This window comes from Kribbella sp. CA-294648 (assembly GCF_050943845.1).
Taxonomy (GTDB): domain Bacteria; phylum Actinomycetota; class Actinomycetes; order Propionibacteriales; family Kribbellaceae; genus Kribbella.
In genome coordinates this window covers 5,093,322-5,110,232 of sequence record NZ_CP191981.1, presented here as the reverse complement: position 1 = coordinate 5,110,232, position 16,911 = coordinate 5,093,322, and the positions used below count along the sequence as shown (strand labels likewise).

General features: G+C 68.1%; 19 protein-coding genes. 8 read left to right on the top strand and 11 right to left on the bottom strand.

Annotated elements, in window-relative coordinates; all coding sequences use genetic code 11:
* Positions 1-155 precede the first annotated feature (155 nt).
* The 3 genes from ACQPYM_RS24255 to ACQPYM_RS24245 all read left to right on the top strand — a co-directional run bounded on the left by ACQPYM_RS24255 (position 156) and on the right by ACQPYM_RS24245 (position 1,822).
* Entirely contained in the window at positions 156-917 is a 762-nt protein-coding gene (locus ACQPYM_RS24255) for a hypothetical protein (protein ID WP_433004000.1), read from the top strand.
* 10 nt (positions 918-927) lie between these two features.
* Positions 928-1,425, top strand: coding sequence for a MarR family winged helix-turn-helix transcriptional regulator (locus ACQPYM_RS24250; protein ID WP_433003997.1), 498 nt, complete (start codon positions 928-930; stop codon positions 1,423-1,425).
* An 82-nt stretch (positions 1,426-1,507) separates the two neighbouring features.
* Positions 1,508-1,822, top strand: a complete 315-nt coding sequence (locus ACQPYM_RS24245; protein ID WP_433003994.1) for a DUF6506 family protein — start codon at positions 1,508-1,510, stop codon at positions 1,820-1,822.
* Between the two features lie 15 nt (positions 1,823-1,837).
* Here ACQPYM_RS24245 and ACQPYM_RS24240 read toward each other — a convergent pair whose 3' ends face one another.
* Positions 1,838-3,421 carry an alkaline phosphatase D family protein gene (locus ACQPYM_RS24240; RefSeq protein ID WP_433003991.1) on the bottom strand — a complete coding sequence of 528 codons (1,584 nt, stop codon included), beginning with the start codon at positions 3,419-3,421 and terminating at the stop codon, positions 1,838-1,840.
* A 181-nt stretch (positions 3,422-3,602) separates the two neighbouring features.
* Between ACQPYM_RS24240 and ACQPYM_RS24235 the strand changes: the two genes are divergently transcribed.
* Positions 3,603-4,562: an RNA polymerase subunit sigma-70 gene (locus ACQPYM_RS24235; protein ID WP_433003988.1), complete on the top strand. Its 960-nt coding sequence runs from the start codon at positions 3,603-3,605 to the stop codon at positions 4,560-4,562.
* On the opposite strand, the gene ACQPYM_RS24230 is transcribed toward ACQPYM_RS24235, so the two are convergent.
* From ACQPYM_RS24230 to ACQPYM_RS24215, 4 genes are all read right to left on the bottom strand, one after another.
* Positions 4,559-5,500: a TIGR03560 family F420-dependent LLM class oxidoreductase gene (locus ACQPYM_RS24230; RefSeq protein WP_433003985.1), complete on the bottom strand. Its 942-nt coding sequence runs from the start codon at positions 5,498-5,500 to the stop codon at positions 4,559-4,561. The genes ACQPYM_RS24235 and ACQPYM_RS24230 overlap by 4 nt on opposite strands.
* Before the next feature lie 125 nt (positions 5,501-5,625).
* Positions 5,626-5,850, bottom strand: coding sequence for a translation initiation factor IF-1 (gene infA / locus ACQPYM_RS24225; RefSeq protein ID WP_360281247.1), 225 nt, complete (start codon positions 5,848-5,850; stop codon positions 5,626-5,628).
* A 2-nt stretch (positions 5,851-5,852) separates the two neighbouring features.
* Positions 5,853-6,650 (bottom strand): GNAT family N-acetyltransferase, encoded by a 798-nt coding sequence (locus tag ACQPYM_RS24220; RefSeq protein ID WP_433003982.1) that lies wholly within the window; start codon positions 6,648-6,650, stop codon positions 5,853-5,855.
* 219 nt (positions 6,651-6,869) lie between these two features.
* Positions 6,870-7,613, bottom strand: coding sequence for a GAF and ANTAR domain-containing protein (locus ACQPYM_RS24215; RefSeq protein WP_433003979.1), 744 nt, complete (start codon positions 7,611-7,613; stop codon positions 6,870-6,872).
* Between the two features lie 154 nt (positions 7,614-7,767).
* Between ACQPYM_RS24215 and ACQPYM_RS24210 the strand changes: the two genes are divergently transcribed.
* Positions 7,768-7,947 carry a hypothetical protein gene (locus ACQPYM_RS24210; RefSeq protein WP_433003976.1) on the top strand — a complete coding sequence of 60 codons (180 nt, stop codon included), beginning with the start codon at positions 7,768-7,770 and terminating at the stop codon, positions 7,945-7,947.
* 37 nt (positions 7,948-7,984) lie between these two features.
* On the opposite strand, the gene ACQPYM_RS24205 is transcribed toward ACQPYM_RS24210, so the two are convergent.
* The 4 genes from ACQPYM_RS24205 to ACQPYM_RS24190 are packed head-to-tail and all read right to left on the bottom strand — an operon-like array spanning position 7,985 to position 10,963.
* Complete coding sequence (locus tag ACQPYM_RS24205; RefSeq protein WP_433003973.1) at positions 7,985-8,584, bottom strand: hypothetical protein; 600 nt, start codon at positions 8,582-8,584, stop codon at positions 7,985-7,987.
* A 45-nt stretch (positions 8,585-8,629) separates the two neighbouring features.
* Complete coding sequence (locus tag ACQPYM_RS24200) at positions 8,630-9,727, bottom strand: YihY/virulence factor BrkB family protein (RefSeq protein WP_433003970.1); 1,098 nt, start codon at positions 9,725-9,727, stop codon at positions 8,630-8,632.
* A 49-nt stretch (positions 9,728-9,776) separates the two neighbouring features.
* Positions 9,777-10,346, bottom strand: a complete 570-nt coding sequence (locus ACQPYM_RS24195) for a dihydrofolate reductase family protein (protein WP_433003967.1) — start codon at positions 10,344-10,346, stop codon at positions 9,777-9,779.
* Positions 10,343-10,963 (bottom strand): dihydrofolate reductase family protein, encoded by a 621-nt coding sequence (locus ACQPYM_RS24190; RefSeq protein ID WP_433003965.1) that lies wholly within the window; start codon positions 10,961-10,963, stop codon positions 10,343-10,345. Before ACQPYM_RS24190 ends, ACQPYM_RS24195 begins: the two co-directional genes overlap by 4 nt.
* A 150-nt stretch (positions 10,964-11,113) precedes the next feature.
* On the opposite strand from ACQPYM_RS24190, the gene ACQPYM_RS24185 reads away from it, so the two are divergent.
* Positions 11,114-11,899 carry an alpha/beta fold hydrolase gene (locus ACQPYM_RS24185; RefSeq protein ID WP_433003962.1) on the top strand — a complete coding sequence of 262 codons (786 nt, stop codon included), beginning with the start codon at positions 11,114-11,116 and terminating at the stop codon, positions 11,897-11,899.
* Positions 11,900-12,436: 537 nt separating this feature from the next.
* Here the strand turns inward: ACQPYM_RS24185 and ACQPYM_RS24180 are convergent.
* A complete protein-coding gene (locus ACQPYM_RS24180) occupies positions 12,437-14,113 on the bottom strand; it encodes a PHP domain-containing protein (protein ID WP_433003959.1) in 1,677 nt (558 codons plus the stop codon).
* 22 nt (positions 14,114-14,135) lie between these two features.
* Entirely contained in the window at positions 14,136-15,461 is a 1,326-nt protein-coding gene (locus tag ACQPYM_RS24175) for a jacalin-like lectin (RefSeq protein WP_433003956.1), read from the bottom strand.
* A 131-nt stretch (positions 15,462-15,592) separates the two neighbouring features.
* Here ACQPYM_RS24175 and ACQPYM_RS24170 point away from each other — a divergent pair, with 131 nt between their 5' ends.
* Together ACQPYM_RS24170 and ACQPYM_RS24165 are read left to right on the top strand one after the other, a co-directional pair.
* A complete protein-coding gene (locus tag ACQPYM_RS24170; protein ID WP_433003954.1) occupies positions 15,593-16,225 on the top strand; it encodes a DUF2461 family protein in 633 nt (210 codons plus the stop codon).
* The gene (locus ACQPYM_RS24165; protein ID WP_433003951.1) at positions 16,226-16,855 is read left to right on the top strand and encodes a polysaccharide deacetylase family protein; all 630 of its coding nucleotides are present in this window, start codon (positions 16,226-16,228) and stop codon (positions 16,853-16,855) included. It abuts the gene before it with no gap.
* Positions 16,856-16,911: the final 56 nt, after the last annotated feature.

Sequence of the window (16,911 nt, the reverse complement as noted above, 5' to 3'; positions counted from 1 at the left end):
CCCTCGACTTTCGCCGATGACTTACCTTTCGGAATTATTCGAAGTGAGCACTCCGATGTGGCATTTCCGGAAGCGGAACTCCGGCTCCGGATAATCATTTCGATGGTGGTTGCCAACCGGTCATGAATGGAACCCTTGGCTGTTACCTTGCGTTCATGATGGACCAGTCCGCCGGCCACCGGCCTGTCGAATCCGCCGCCGGAGAGGGCGAGGTCAGGCTTGCGACCGGGCGGATCCTGTTCTCGATCTGCGCGGGAATCATGGCGCTGCACATTGTTTCCGTGGTGACGCGCAGCGTCGTCGAGCCGGGCGAGGGGGCCTTCGACGACGTGCTGGCATTGCTCAACGCAGCGCAGGAGCGTTCGCTGGCCGGTTGGTGGACCGCCGCATTGTTGATGACCTGTTCTCTTGCCGCTCTCACGGCTTTCCGATTGGCCGGCGGTCCAAGTACTGCGGCCAATTCCCGCCGGGTCGCGTGGCCTTGGCTGGTCCTGGCCGTGGTGTTCGCGCTGCTGTCCCTCGACGAGATCGTCTCTCTGCACGAACGCGGAGCCAGATGGACCGCGGCCGTCGTCGACAGCAGTTCACCACTCGCGCGCCTGGGCTGGACGATCCCGGCGGGCGCGATCCTGCTGGCCTCGCTGGCGATCCTGATTCCCGCCTTCCGAGCCCTTCCGGCCCGTGCTCGGACCCTCGTCCTGATCGGTCTCGGCACGTCGATCGCGGCCGCGCTGGGAATGGAGCTGGTCAACGTCGCGCTGAGCTCGGCCGGTGCGCCGTACGCGTCCCGGCTGGTGGCGATGGCCATCGAGGAGGCTGCCGAGATGACCGGCGTGGTCATCGTTCTGCTCGGCGTACTGACGGCCGTCCAGGTGCGCTGGACCAACCACCACCTGACCCTGGCGTACGCCGACTAAGCTCTGCCGAATGCAGAAGGATTCCGTTGACCGGATGATCGAGACCTGGGCGGAAACCCATCCGGAATTGGATGTCGGCCCACTCGACGTCGCCGGAAGACTCCTGCTCTGCGCCCATCACCTCGAGCGCCGGTTGGTGGAAGCACTTCAGCCGCTGGGGCTGACCTTCGCGGACTTCGACGTACTCAACACCCTGCGGCGACGCGCCGAGCCGGCCGGTACGAATCCGAGCGACCTGGCCGAGTCGGCGCTGATCACCACCGGCGCGATGACCACCCGCTTGCACCGGCTGGAAGCGGCGGGATTCATCAAGAAGGTCGCCGACCCCGACGACGGCCGCGCGGTCCGAGTCAGCTTGACGCCCCGCGGCCGCACGATCGCCCAACGAGCCCTGACCAAGGTCCTGGCCGCCGACGAAGACTTCCTCACCCCCCTGACCGCCACCCAACGCCACCAAACCGCCTCCGCCCTACGCCAACTCCTGGTCCATACCGAGGAGAACCTGTAGGGAATGTTCCCGCGGCTCCGATGGTTTAGCTTGGTGTCAAGCTAAGTGGCTTGATGGCAAGCTAACTGTGGAGGAGGCGGAGATGTCGTTCAATAATTGGGCTTTCATCTATCTTGGTCTGGGTGACGAGGATCCGGCGCGCGACCGGGCGGTCATCAGCGTGGGCGGTCTGACGACGACGATCGTCGCCGTACCGGAGCGCGCCCAGGCGGCTCAGGTCGCCCGCGAGCTGGTGGCGGCCGGGGCTCAGTCGATCGAGCTCTGTGGCGGATTCGGACCGACGGTCGTCGCCGAGGTCATCGCGGCCACCGAAGGCAAGGTCCCGGTAGGCGGCGTCAACTACGGCGTAGAAGCGATGCACCAACTGGCCGACCTCTTCCCACGCTCCACAGCCTGAGTCCGAGCCCGACGACTAGCCGGTTGTTACGTGGGCTACGCCGGGACGGCCGTTTTCGACGTGGATGGTGGCTTGGGTTTTTATCGGGGCGCCGGGGGTGTTGACGTAGGGGACTACGCGGTAGGCGGTGTGCATTTCGTGGCGGCCTAGGTGGCAGACCTGGTAGCCGCGTTGGGCGTTGTGGAACTTCATGTGCGGGTTCTCGGCGAGCCAGGTGACGCCGAGGGGGTCCATCGCGGTGCCGTTGCCGCCGGAGCTGACCGACGTACCTAGGAACTCGGTGCCGACGGTGCGGGAGGACGGGTCGGCGAAGTTCAGTTTGAGGTCGGCGGCGACGCTCCGGTGGGCGTCGCCGGTGACGATGAGGAAGTTGTCGAGGCCTCGCGCCGCCACCCCGTCGAAGAGCCGCTGGCGCGCTGCGGCGTACCCGTCCCAGGGGTCCATTCCGAATCGCTCACCCGGGCCGGCGGTGTGGTCGGCTTCCATTGCGAAGGTCTGGTTGCCCAGCACGTTCCAGCGCGCGGTGGACGCACCGAGCCCGTTGAGCAGCCAGGCCTCCTGCTCGGCACCGAGCATCTGCCGGTTCGGGTCCCAACGCAGGGACGGATCGGTCAGCTGCCGGTCGCGGAAGCGACGGGTGTCGAGCACGTTGAGCTGCATCAGGTCGCCGAACTGGAGCCGCCGGTACACCTGCATCTCCGGACCCCGCGGGATCGACGAGGCCCGCAGCGGCAGGTTCTCGTAGTACGCCTGGTAGGCGGCGGCCCGCCGGAGCCGGAAGACCGCGGGGTCCTGGTCCGGTTCGGTGTCGGGCTGAGAGTGGTCACCGGCCCAGTTGTTCTCCACGTCATGGTCGTCCGGTGCGACCACCCATGGCGCCGCCGCGTGCGCCGCCTGCAGCGCCGGATCGAGCTTGTACTGCGCGTACCGGATCCGGTAATCCGTCAACGAGAAGGTCTCGGCCGCCGGCAGATGCGCGCGCCCGATCGAACCGGCTCCGGCACCCTCGTAGATGTAGTCGCCGAGATGGACGACGAGATCCAGGTCCTCCCGGGCCAGGTGCTCGTAGGCGGTGAAGTAGCCGTCGGGATAGGCCTGGCAACTCACGAACGCGAAGCTCATCGATCGAAGGGCGCTCGAGGGACGCGGCGCAGTACGGGTGCGGCCGACCGGGCTGACCTGGTCAGCGATCCGGAACCTGTACCAGTACCCGCGATCCGGCCGCAGACCGTGTACTTCGGCGTGCACCGAGTGGCCCCATCTGACGGTGGCCCGCTCGATACCGCGGCGGACGATCCGGCGGAAGTTCTCGTCCTCGGCCACCTCCCACCAGACGTTCACCGCGCGATCGGGCATCCCGCCGAGCCCGTCGAGAGCCAGCGGCTCCGGCGCCAGCCGGGTCCAGAGCACGACCCCGTCGGGCTTCGGATCACCGGACGCGACCCCCAGCGTGAACAGGTAGCCGGGCAGCACGACCCGGCCGGCCGGCTCGACCGACCGTGCCGCGGCCGGCTCCGCGGCGAGGATCGCCGAGCCGGCGGCGATACCCCCGAGGGCGAGGAAGTGACGGCGAGGCAGAGGGCGTGGCGACTGCGACATGGGGATGAACCTTTCCACTGGCGGTCCCGCTGAAACAGGTTGGAGCATGGCGTGGACGAACCACGGGGCAGGAAAAGGTGGGCCACAATTACGGAAACAGTGCGGAGCGATTCCTTTGGAGGTGGCGCGGCGTCTGTATCTGGTCCACCTGAGCGGGATCGTCTGAAGTGAAGGAGTGGCCGTGGCCGACGAGGATGTCCTGCTGCGCGAGCTGGAGCGCTTCCGTCATGAGCTGGTCGCCCACTGCTATCGCATGATGGGCTCCGTCGACGAGGCGGAGGATCTGGTCCAGGAGACCTACCTGAACGCCTGGAAGGGCTACCCGAACTTCGACGGCCGCGCCTCGGTCCGCGTGTGGCTCTACCGGATCGCGACCAACGCCTGTCTGACCGCGCTCAGGCACCGCAGCAGGCGGGTCCTTCCGTCCGGGCTCGGCGCTCCGTCGGACGACCCTGACGCGCCGGTGCGAGAACTCAGCGGCGACGTCGCCATGGTGCAGCCGATTCCGCACGCGCTCCTCGACCCGGCGACGATCGTCGGCTCCCGCGAGACGCTGCGACTAGGGGTGATCGCGAGCCTGCAGCATCTACCGGTCAGCCAACGGGCGGTCCTGCTGCTGCGGGACGTGCTCTCCTTCTCGGCGGCCGACACGGCGAAGGTGCTGAACACGACCTCCACCGCCGTGAAGAGCAGCCTGCAGCGTGCCCGCGGCAAGATGGCCGAGGTGACGCCGCAACTCGAGGAGATCGCGGAACCGGCGGACCCGGAGCTCAACGCGCTGCTCAACCGGTACATCTCCGCGATCGAGACGAGTGACGCCTCGGCGCTGGCGGAGGTACTCCGCGACGATGCCACCCTGCAGTCGGCCGGGTCGCGGACCTGGTTCTCCGGGAGCGAGCACTGCCTCCCGTTCCTGGTCAACCATGTCATCGGCGACCCGGGCAGCTGGCGGATGCTCCCGACCGCGGCCAACGGACAGCTGGCCGCAGCCGGCTACCAGCTCCAGCCAGACGGCTCGTACGCCGCGTACGGGCTGGTCGTCCTGGAGCTGACCAAGACCGGGATCGCGGCCATCACCTCGTTCGGCGATCCCGGACTGGTGGCGAAGTGCGGTCTGCCGCTGGTCCTCGAAGGCGGCTAGATGCCCACCACCTCGGCGAACTCCCGGATCGCGTCCGGCTCGGTGGCGTGGTGGAAGCCGACGACCAGTTCGTCGACGCCGGCCTTCTCGTAGGCTTTCACCCGCGTCTGGATCGTCTCGGGCGTTCCGTAGAGCAGGTACGACGCGAAGTCGTCGGCGTAGAACGCGCCCATGCTCGGGTGCAGCAGCGCCTGTGCCTCCTCGTCGGTTCCGGACACCAGAGCAGCGGTCGTGGCGGTCACCCGGATCGTCTCGACATCGCGGCCGACTTCCTCGGCGTGCCGGCGGAGGATCTGCAGCTTGCGGTCGATCTCGGCCGGCGAGGTCATCAGGTTGCAGGCATCGGCGTACTCCGCGACGATCCGCAGCGTCACCTTTTCGCCGCCACCGGCGATCATCATCGGGATCCGCGGTTGCTGGACGCCCTTGGGTTCGGCGTACGCGTTCTTGAGCGTGTAGAACTCACCGCTGAAGTTGGTGACGTGCTCGGTCCACAGCGACTGGATCACCTGGACCGCCTCGCGCAACTCCCGCAGCCGCTGACCCGCGCCCGGGAACTCGTACCCGAAGGCGTCGTAATCGGCCTGGTACCAGCCCGCGCCGATCCCGAAGGTCAGGCGTCCGGCGGACAAGGCGTCCAGAGTCGACGCCATCTTGGCCTGGAGGGCCGGATTCCGGTAGCCGTTGCCGGTGACAAGCTGGCCGACCCGGATCGTGCTGGTCTCCCGGGCGACCGCAGTCAGCAGCGTCCAAGCCTCGAAGACGTAGCCGTCCGACGGCGGGATGGTCTGCAGGTGGTCAGGCAGCCACACCTCGGAGAACCCGGCGGCTTCGGCGGTCTGCGCCAACTGGATCACCCGCTCGGCAGCCTCCGCAGGGTCGCTGAAGGCTGAGAATTCCCCGCCGAATCCGGTGGGAAGGAAGAGGTTGAATTTCATGGAGCACTCCTGCGTCGTCTGGTCGCGGTTACCAGGTACAGACGTGGTCCGAGCGCAGAAGGAATCGCAGCATGCGGTGACCGTGCCCGGCAGCACTTCTGCTGCCGAGCACGGTTTCGCGTGGGTCAGTTGCGGTAGCGGAAGATGATCCGGCCGCGGTTCAGGTCGTACGGGCTCAGCTCGACCAGCACGCGATCCTCCTGGAGGATCTTGATGTAGTTCTTCCGGATCTTGCCGCTGATGTGGGCGAGGACCAGATGGCCGTTGCTGAGTTCGACCCGGAAGTTGGCGTTCCGGAGGCACTCGACGACGGTGCCCTCGACCTCGATACCGCCTGCGGTTCTGGGCATGGTCAGACCTTTCCCTGCTGGTGAACCAGCTCCAGGTTGCCGCCGGTCCGGCGAGCGCCGATCCGCTGGAACAGTCCCATCGCCGCCTCGTTGGATTCGTCGACCTCGGCCGAGACCGTTTCGACCCCGGAGCGATGCAGGTCAGCGAGCACCTGGCCCAAGAGAGCCCGCGCGACCCCGCGACGTCGTTCGCCGGCAAGGACCGCGATCAGCCCGATGCGCGGCTGGCGGGTCATCGTGGCCAGCCGCACCAGACCGACGTACCGGCCCTCTCGAACAGCGACCGTGTACTTCGAGGGGTCGATCGGCGTCGTCCCCCCTTGCCAGGGCAGCACCTCGGCCGGCATCGTCTGCCAGCCGACGGTGGACCGGACCTCGCTGCGGATTGCTCGGTCCAGTTCGCGAAGCGGACCCTCGGCAGCCTTCTCGATGACTACCCCCGGCGGCGGCGGCGCGGTGAGGCCGGTGATCCGCGGATCGGTCGGTACGACGAATTCGCGCTCGCGCCGCCAGTTGGTGAAGCCGGCCCGTTCCCAGCCGGCCGTGACGTCACGGTCGGTCTCGTCGACCATCGTGTACAGCGGCGCTGGGTGGTCGGTCAGCATCGCGTCCGCGAGCCGGTCGAAGACGGCTCCGCGCCACGTGTCGATGCTGAGGAAGGTCCGGCCGTCGAGCCGGCGCGATGCGTGACCGCGCCCGACGACGAGGTCGTTCTCGACCGCGTGCCACTGGTTGTCCGCGACCCGGACGACCGTGACCGCGTGATCGCCGAGAGCTGGACTGAAAAGCAAAGAGTTCATAGGTGTTCCCTTCGGGAGTGCCGAATTTCTCGGGGGCACTCCCGGCGACACCTATGTCAATCGCCCGCCCGTGACCACGAGGGGGAGCACCCACTGCGCTACAGCGTTCATGGGGCCTCAACTCCAGATGTGATGTCACGGACCACGGCACGGTACCAACCCGGCCACTGCTCCGGCCAGCCAGTTTCGCGGCCGGCCTCGCGACCACCCCTGGGGTCGCTACCTGTGGGCGCCGGCCTCCGCGTCGCGGATCAGTTCGGCGGCGACGTCGCGGAGTTTGCGGTTGGTCTGGCGGCTGAAGCGGACCAGCGTCTCGAAGGCACGGCTGGACGTGATCGAGTAGCGCTCCATCAGCAGGCCGACCGCCTGGCCGATCAGGTCGCGGGTCTCGAGGGCGGCGAGCAGGTTCTCCTCCCGCTGGGCGCCCGAGTAGGCGACCGCGGCGTGGGCGGCGAGCAACCTGCCGACGTGTTCGGACTCGTCGGTGAACGCGTCAGCCTCGCCGGCGTACAAGTTGAGCGCACACAGGCTGTCGTCCTTCACGAACAGGGGGAACGCCAGCATGCTCAGAGCTCCCAGCGCGGCGGCGCGCGGCGCGAACAGCGGCCAGCGAGCTTCGCCGCGCATGTCGTCGACCCGGATGATCCGGTGCTGCAGCAGCGCGTCCAGACACGGCCCTTCGCCGACCTCCGACATCACGGCGTCGACACTGGCCGGCAACCCGCCCGACTCCGCCTTGTGGACTACCCGCTTCCCGCCGTCGAGACTCGTCACGGACCCGGCCTCGGTTCCGGGGACCAGTTCCATCGCGGCCTGCACGGCCTCCCGCAGTACGTCGTCGGGGTCGTCGACGCGGTGCAGGTCCTGGGCCAGTGCGCTCAGCGCGTGGGCCAGCCGGTCCGGCCCGGACTCGACGTCTCGCGGTACCGGCCGGACACTCCACAACCTGCGGTGATCGGCCACGACCCTTCCCTGTTCCTTCCGGCTTAGCACCACCCGGCCGTCCAGTCCAGCCCGGGCGAGTTCGGGAACAGGGTTGATCGACCCACCTCCGGCAGGTCATAGTGGTGCAGCCTCAGACAGCCGGGCTTCGATCTTTCGACCTGCCGGGGCCTCTATGCGCGATCACGACACCAGGACAGCTCGCGAACTGATCGCCGCTCTGCTGGCCGCCGAGGCGGAACTGCGAGCGGCTCGCTGTACCGCCGATCTCGATCGGCTGACTGCGCTGATCCGAACCAAACGGTCGATCCTGCGCGAGCTCCGCCGCCGGCTGCATCGATCCAGTGTGGCGTGAGGCGGTTCCGACGGCGAGCGGCTCCGGCGGGGAGCGGTCAGTCGCAGGTGTCGCAGATTCCGTTGGCCGGGGTCTGCAGGTTGCAGTGCGGGCACTTGTTGATCGGGCGCTCGGCGATCGCGGCCTTGCGGGCGCGGGCACGGGCGGCGCCGAGCTTCGGCGGGATCATCGCGTTGCCGCCGTCCGCCGGCAGGCCGGTGGCCTCGAAGTGCCGGTACGCCGCGAGGCGGGCGTGGGAGGCATGGACATCCGGGTCCGGGGGAGTCGTGCCGGTGGCCGCGCCGACGATCGCGGCGTACCCGTCGAAGACGCTCTCGTCGGGGTTGACGCACAGTGCCGACAGCATCGGCTCACCGCGCCGCAGGCTCTCCGCGGACACCTCGGCGAGCACGCCGCCGATCCAGTACCGGGTCGGCTGCTTGGTCCGGATGCCGGTCAGTTCCTGGACACCGGCGGCGATGTCCTTGTGCTGGACCACCGCCTGGTACTTCTTGGCGGCGACGAGCAGCATCTCGCGCGCCGCGCCCGCCCACTCGACCCGCGCGGCGGCGACACCGACATCGGCGACGTCGCGCCAGGCGCGTTCCGCTACGTCCGGGAGTTCGTGGTCAGGTGCGGCGACATCGAAGGAGGACACCGGGAGACCCTAACCGGGCCACCGGCAATCAGCGAAAACCGCGCCTCAGGAGGAGGCTCCCGGCCCGCCCCGTGGTTGCTTGTCGCGCCGGCCCTCGACCGGCCGTGCCGCCCTGCCGGGATCAGTGGGTGAGTCGGGATCGGCGTCCGGGTCGGGATCAGCCGGTGTGGCGGGATCGGTCGGCTGGTGGGGTTCGAAGGTGACTTCGATCTTCTCAGCAGCCTTGTGCCGCTGCGCCTGGGCGTACATCGCGTAGGCGCGGTGGTCGGCCGGTGTCAGATCGGTGGCGGAGTCGGTGAACAGGGCCAGCAGCGAGCGCGGGTACAGCCGGTGCGCGATCACCGAGTTGAGCTCGGCGCCGATGACGGCGATCACCGACGCGGCGTAGATGAGGCCGATCAGGCCCAGGGTCAGCGCGAAGACACCGTTCACCTCACTGGTCTTGGCCAGTACGTCGTTGACGTAGATCCCGCCGAGACGCTCGAGCAGGTGCCAGCCGAGAGCGGTGAGGAAGGCTCCCGGGATGATCTTGCGGAAGGCCGGCCGGGGACTCGTGCCCGGCCGCAGGCACAGAGTCAACATGGCGGTCAGGACCAGGACCGAGCCGATGTCGACCAGCCAGCCCGTCGCGAACTCGCCGGCCCGGCTGCCGACCAGGAGCGTCAGGGTGGCGAAGGTGAGGACGGTGAGCCCGGCCAGCGACAGCAACGCGCCCGACCGCAGCCGGCCGTGGAACGGGTTCGGGCGCCGGTTCCGGGGGACTCCCCAGGTCACGTTGACCGCGTTCTGGACCGCCTGCCCGAGCCCGATCACGCCGTACACGGCGGCGAGCGAACCGACGATGACGGCCGCGGTGCTGCCTTGCAGACCCTGCGGCGTCGCCAGCTGAGTGCCGACGATCGGGAACTCCTTGAGCGCCGACTGCAGGACAGCCTTCTGCAGGTCCTCGTTGCCCTGCAGAAAGAACCCGAGCACGGACGAGGAGATCAGCAGCATCGGGAAGATCGCGGCGAAGGCGTAGTACGTGACGATGACCGCGAGATAGCTGCCTTGGTCGTCGAAGAACTTGTACACCACGGCGAGCGGAAACCCGAGCCGACGCCGCCGCCGCTGCGCAGCATCCAGCCGCCCCAAGGTACCCACGCCCCCAACCGTACGATCCCCACCCCGATTCCCGGCGCCGCGACCCACGTCAGGTGGTCAGAACCCGGTACCGCAGATGAGTCGCGTCGCGGCCCTCCAGCCGCCGGACGAGCTCGAGTTCGAGGTGCTCACTGTCCCGCGGCGCGAACAACGGCCGCCCGGCGCCGAGCAGCACCGGGACGAGGTGGATCTCGAGTTCGTCCAGCTCGCCGGCTTGGAGGAGGGCCTGCGCGGCACCGGCACCGTGGACCATGACGGCCCGGTCCTTCGACTCGGCACGAGCCTGGGCGGCGCAGGCGACGACGTCGGAGAAGAACGTGGTGTTGGTGACTGGTGCGCGGTCTGGCTGTGAGGTCAGGACGAGGATCGGTACGCCGTCGTGGTGGTCGCCCTGCCAGCCGTGGGCGAGGTCGAAGGTGCGTCGCCCCGAGATGATGGCGCCGGTGCTGAGCGCCTCGGCGTACACCTGGCCGTTGATGCCTGGCGACATCCGGTCGTCCAGCCAGTTGAACAGCCGTCCACCGTCGCGCCCGAGTTCTTGTCCGGCCTGGTCGTCGGGGCCGGCGATGAAGCCGTCCAGGCTCATCGACATGTAGAGCCGAATCGGCGAGGCCGTCACGGGTGCTGAACCTCGTAGCGCAGGTGCAGGACGCCTGGGGCTTCGAGTGTGCGGACCAGTTCGAGCTCGACGTGTTTGGGCGGCAGGCCGTCGAACAGCAGGCGGCCCTGGCCGAGCAGGACTGGTCTGAGCTGGATCTCGATGACGTCGAGCACGCCGGCCTTGAGGCATTCCTGAGCGGTGTAGGCGCCGTGCAGCAGGATGTCGCGGTCACCAGCTGCTGCCTTGGCCTGCTTGACACACGACTCGATGCCGTCGGTGACGTAATGGACCCGCTCGTACGGGTTCTCTGCCGACGCTTGATGCGTCGGAACGAAGATCGGTACGCCGTCGTGGTGGTCGCCGCCCCAGTAGCCGGCGAAGTCCCCGGTTCGTTTGCCGGTGATGACCGCTCCGGTAGCCATCGCCTCGTCGTACACGATCTGGCTGTTCGGGGCACCGGGCCGATACGCGTCCACCCGGTCGTTGTCGCCGGTGTTGTCGCCACCGCTGTCGACGTTGCCAAGCCAGTCCATCAGACGCATGCCGTTGACACCGGCCGGGTTCTGCGCGTCGTCGTCCGGTCCGGTGATGAAACCGTCCAACGACATCGCCATGTACAAGGTCACTCGAGACATCCTGTTGTTCCTTCCAGTTCGATGCTTTCGAAAAGTAGTCGGCACGAGCCTGGGCGGCTTGAACAAATCGCGCAACCGGCAATTCCCCCTTGCGTTTCACCTTGATACCCCCCTAGGGTATATAGGAAACGGCTTGTGAAGGAGGCAGGGATGTCGGCAGGCAGCTACTTCGAGCGGGACGGCGCCACGATCGCCTACCAGTACTCCGGTGCGGGGGAGCCTTTGGTCTACGCGCACGGTGTGCCGTTGAGCCGGGCGGCCGTGCGGCGCCTTGGGCTCCTGGATCTTGACGCGCTGGGTGAGGGCAGACGCATGCTGACCTACGACGCGCGCGGTCATGGCGAGTCCACCGGCCGGCCGGCTGCCGATGACTACACGTTCGACAACCTCGGCCGCGACGCGCTGGCGCTGATTGATGCCCTGGGCATCGATCAGCCGATCGACTTCACCGGCTCGTCGCTGGGAGCAGACACCGCACTGCGCGCCGCCATCGCCGCACCGGAACGGTTCCGGCGCCTCGTACTGATGATCCCGCCGGCCGCCTGGGACGATGCGCCGTTCGCGCAGAACCTGTACGCCGAGATCGCCTCGGTCATCGAGACGGAGGGGCCTGACGCGTGGCGAGAACAGTGGGCCACCACCGACCCACTGCCGATCTTCGCCGACTACCCCGCGTTCGATCTCACCCCGGCGGTGCCCGACAACCTACTCGGCGCCGTCTTCGCAGGCATCAGCCGAAGCGACCTGCCCGCGCAGGACCAGATCGCCACCATCACCCAGCCGACCCTCATCCTCGCCTGGGACGCCGATCCATTGCACCCTGTATCCACTGCGCAAAACCTGCAGGAGTTGCTGCCCAACGCCGACCTCCACGTCTCCCGCACCGCCGCCGACGTGAAGACTTGGAGCAACCGCATCACCAAGTTCCTGACCTAACGCCGGATCGGCCAGTGCGCGACGCGGGAACGCCGAACACCGGGTTGGTGCGCGCGACACCGCTGTGGCTGGAGATCGGAGTCCGCCGAACCGCCCACCCACTCGACCGCGATCGGGCCAACCACCGCTGTGGTCGAACCGCGCGACGCGGGAACGCCGAACAGTGGGTTGGCGGGAGCGACACCGATGCTGGAGATCGGAGTCCATGCAACCGCCCACCCCACTCGACCAGCGATCGGGCCAACCACCGCCGCGGTCGAACCGCGCGACGTAGGAGCGCATGACGGGTGGGTGGGAGCGGTCGAACGAGCGCGCGACGTAGGAGCGGGCGTCGGAGGTCGCGTGGGGCAACTCAACGACGGATGTCGACGAACGTCGGAGTCCGCCGAGCCGCCCACCCACCCGACCGCCGATCGGGCCAACCACCGCTGTGGTCAATCCGCGCGACGTAGGAGCGTCAAACACCACGGGTGGGTGGGAGCGGTCGAACGAGCGCGCGACGTAGGAGCGGGCGTCGGAGGTCGCGTGGGGGCAACCTCAACGCCGGATGTCGACGAAGATTGGGTTGGCGTAGAACCAGAGGTCTTCCCAGGGGTCTGCGTTGGCGAGGGTGTCGATGACTGGGCCGTGCGGGTCGACGTGGGCGCCGAACGGGCCAGGGGCGGTGCGTTTGCCGTCGGTGCCGCGGAGGCGGAAGTAGCACGGTCCGTCGATGTCGACGGTGTGGGAGAGCGTCAGCGTTCCGGTCGTCTGTGTGATGTCCCAGGACTTGATGACCCGGGTGTCCGGAGCGGTCATCGTGTCGGGGTCGGCCGGGCCGGTCACCTTGCCCATGATGAGATCGACCCGACCGAGCCGCGGATGCAGTTGCGCGTAGTTTCCACCTTCAGCGAGTTCGATCTCGGCGGACACCCGGACAGACGAGCCCCGCCGAGCGTTAACTCGCCCACCCATCGGCGCGCTGTCGCCGCCCGAGGTGCGCAAGCGGAAGTCGAGACCGGAGATGAGATCGCCATGGCAGACCCACATCCGGCCGGCCCGAATCGCGTCCATCACCTGGCGGTGACCGCGGCCCGTAGTACCGAGCCAGGTTTTGGAATAGGCGCCGGGCGGGAGGCCGCTGTAGGTGAGGATCGGCTTGCCCGCGTTGACCGGATCGGGGAACCGGCCGGTGGTCATGAAGGTCCGGCCGGTCTCGTCGTAGGGCAGGTTGTCGTAGGACTTCTGGTCGAGCGCGTCCACCGGGTTCTTCACCCAGTCGCCGCAGGCTTGATGGCCGTCGGAGCTGACCGTGATCCAGAACGGCTTGCCTTCCGCGAGCATGCTGTCCCACACCCCGCCGACGGTCGCGGCCATCCAGTCGAACCCGCCGTGGGTGCGGTAGGCCTCGGCGGGGAGGCCCGGGAACGAGTAGCGGCCCGGCTTGCCGTCGTACAGGCCGCGGCCTCTCGCCATCCCGGGGGCGGGGAGCCCGGCGGCCTGGTGGCCGGGCGCGCCCTCCATGCCGAGGACGATCTCGGGCGCGGCGTCGCGCCAGGCGCGGAGCTCGTGGGGCGAGTCGAGCCCCACCCGGGACGGATGATTCGCCAGCACCAACGCATCAGGAATCTCTCCTGCCCGTACGCCGCGCCGAAGGGCCCGGATCGCCTCGATCGCCAGGGCCTCGTTCGCCGGCGTCCCGTCCCGCGTGTTGGTGACGCGCGCGTCGTAGCGGGTGACGAACTGGTTCAGGAAAGCACCTTCACGGTTGCCTGGGGCAAGCATCAGGGTGGCGTGCTCGGCGCCGGGCACGTTCCACTCCATCCCCAGGAACACCAGGATGTCGTCGGCCTTGGCCTGCCGCGCGGCCCGGACATCGGCGGCGAGCATCGGTACGCCGTACGACGAGAAGGCCGTGTTGCCGTGGTCGGTGATCACCATCCAGTCGAGTCCGTGGTCGATCGCTCGCTGGACCTGGTCGTCGACCCGGAACATCGCGTCGTTGCTGTACTGGCTGTGCAGGTGATGATCGCCGGCCAGCCACAGATAGCCGCCTCGCCTCCGCCGACCGGGCCATCGCGCGGGCTCCGGCGATGCTGCCGCCGGTGTGGTGAGCATGCCTGCCGCCGCGACGCCGGCGCTCGTCAGTCCCGCACCGCGCAGGAACCGTCGGCGTGTGCTGCCCGAGGAGACAGCTGTCGAGGTCGCGCCGTGCGGGTCGATCTGGTCATTCATAGGTCGTGGATCCTTTTCGCCGTCAGGGTTGGTAAATCACGCCGAGCTTGTCCACGCCGTCACCGGAACGCCCGGTGAAACCCGTGATCTGCCACCCGGTCGGTGCGGTGTAGGTGACCGCGTCAGCAGTCGGTACTCCGGCCGCCAGCGTCCGGCCGCGGTCGGTGGTGACTGCGGCCGAGAAGAGTCTCGTGCGGCCGTTGTACTTGCCCCTGGTCAACGTGATCCGGACGATGCGCTCGTTCGGCTCGAGGATCAGCTCTGTCTCGATACCGGTGTTTCCGCCGTGGGCGAGAATGGTGCCGTTGGCAAGCGTCAGTCCGATCCGGTCAAGGCGGGCACCGCCGCGCAGTCGCACGGAACGGACCGCGGTCCCGGCGGCAAGTCGGTGCACGTCGGTGAACGGGTCGCCGTGCGGGCCGCCGAACTGGTCAGTCATCCGGATGCCGTCGTTGAGCGACCAGTTGAAGCGGACCAGGTGGGGATAGTGGTCCGACAGTGGCTTCCCGGCGCTGTCGAGGAACTTCTGGTTCTCGTTGTTGTACTGCGTCGCGGTGAGGTTGATGAACCTGTTGCCGCGGTACAGCACCTTGTCGACCACCTCGCAGGAGTTCGTCACCGCCGCGGGATCGCAGACCAGGGCAGGGCTGCCGCTGGCCGGGGCCTGGCCGCCACGAATCAGCTGGACCCATGCGTCGGTCAGCCCCGCACCCGTGGTGAGTTCGCGGATGTTGTCCTCGGCCCTGGTGTAGCGAGTGTTGGTGTCGCCCATCACGATCACGGCGTTACCGGCCGACTTGGCCGCGATGTACTGCGTGAGTTGGGTGATGTTCGCCCGTCGCGCTGCCAGGTCCGCAGTCGCGACGCCTGCGTTCGGATGCAGGTTGTAGAGATCGACGTACACGCCCTCGGCCAGCCGGATCCGGTTGAGGCTGAATCCCTTGGGGGTCAGGCAGTCGGTGCCGTTGCAGTTCGACCACTTGGTGCGGTCGAAGTCGTCGAAGGGAAACCGGGACAAGGTGTTGAGGCCGTCGCCGAACGGGACGCCGCCACTCGTCGCGGTGCGATAGGGATGGTTGTCGCCCGCGTACAGGGCGGCGTGATAGTTGAAGTCCTCTTGGACGGTGACTACGTCGTAGCCGGCCAGCCGGGGACTGATCAGCGGGGTGTTCTTCTCCGGGTCACCCGACGACAGACCGTCGGGCAGGCCGGCCACGTTGTAGGTCAGGACCGAGAAGGAGCTCGCGGCGGCCTCAGTTGCTGGAGCCGCGGCGGCCGGCGTACCGGCGGTCAACACAACGGCGGTCAGGGCGACGGCGGACAGGCCGGCCAGGATCGATCTGTACATGGGGCGGTATCCCTTGCGCTCGGGGCGGAGACGACACAGAGCATGTTCACGTTAACTTCCACTGTTTTGATGTCTTCCGCAAGAACGCCGGGTGCCCATTTCGTGTCGGATGCCGTGGTTAGGCTGTCTGCGTGACCGACGATTTCGTGGGATGGCCGCGGGGCGCCATCGACGTGCTGCTGCAGCTCGAGGGTGAGCCCTCCGTCGAGGTCAGACGGCAGTGCAGGCGGGACCGGGAGGAGCTGGTACGCCGGCCGATGATCGAGCTGCTCAATGCGGCGGCGGACGCGGATCCGGCGTACGAGGACTTCGCTGTCTGGCGGTACGGCGAAGTTCTGCTGGAGGCCTGGCAGCGGCAGGGTGCGATCGTTCGGATGGGGCGAAACGTCGAACTCAGTGTCCGGTTCGATCTCGACGGCCTGCAGGTCTCCGCGGCGTGGTGGTATGCGCCGGCGGAGCAGATCGAGCGGTACCGGGCCGCGGTGGCCGATGACGGCACTGGGCGGCGGCTGACTGCCATCATCCGGAAACTCGAGAGGGAGGGATTCGAGATCTCGGGCGACCTGCTGAAGCGGCCGCTGCGGGGCCATCCGGCCGACCATCCGCGGGCCCAGTTGCTGAGGCACCGCTCGCTCATCGCGACCCGGCCCCTCGGCTGCGAGGACTGGATCCACACACCTGCCGCGGCCGACCGAGTCGTTGCCGCCTTCACCCAGTTGCGGCCGCTGTCCCGATGGCTCGTGGAGAACGTGTCACGGGCGTAGATGGGTGCCGTCCGGGTCGCGCAGGCAGGGAAGGATGCGGGCGATCTTCTTGCTGTGCAGGCCGGCCGAGAGGAGCTCCTGGATCAGGATCACCCGGTCGACGGCGCGCTCTACGGGGCGCGGGTGGGGATCTGGCGCACGATCGACAGCCTGGACAAGTACGGCGTACGGGCCAGCACGTTGCTCAACTCGCTGGTCGCCGAGAAGAACCCGCAGATCATCAAGGCCGGAGTGGAACGCGACTGGGCCTGGCTCGCCCATGGCAGCACCAACTCCATCCTGCACACCGGCCTGGAGCCGGCCGAGGAGCGCGAGGTCCTGGCCGAGATCGTCGGCACGATCGAGTCCGCGACCGGCCGCCGTCCAAAGGGCTGGATGGGACCGGCGTTGACCGAGACGGCGAACACACCCGCGTTGCCGGCCGAACTCGGCCTCAGCTACGTGCTCGACTGGACGAACGACGACCCGCCCTATCACCTCAACGTCCCGGCATGCTCAGCGTCCCGTACACCGTCGAGCTCAACGACCTCGGCATCTTCCTTCGCGGTCTCACCGGCCCGGACTTCCTCCAGATGGTCAAGGACCAGTACGACGTACTGCGCGCCGACGCCGAGCACACCGGCCGGGTGATGGCCCTGGCCTGCCCCCCTTCGTCATCGGCCAGCCCTTCCGCGCGAAGTACCTGG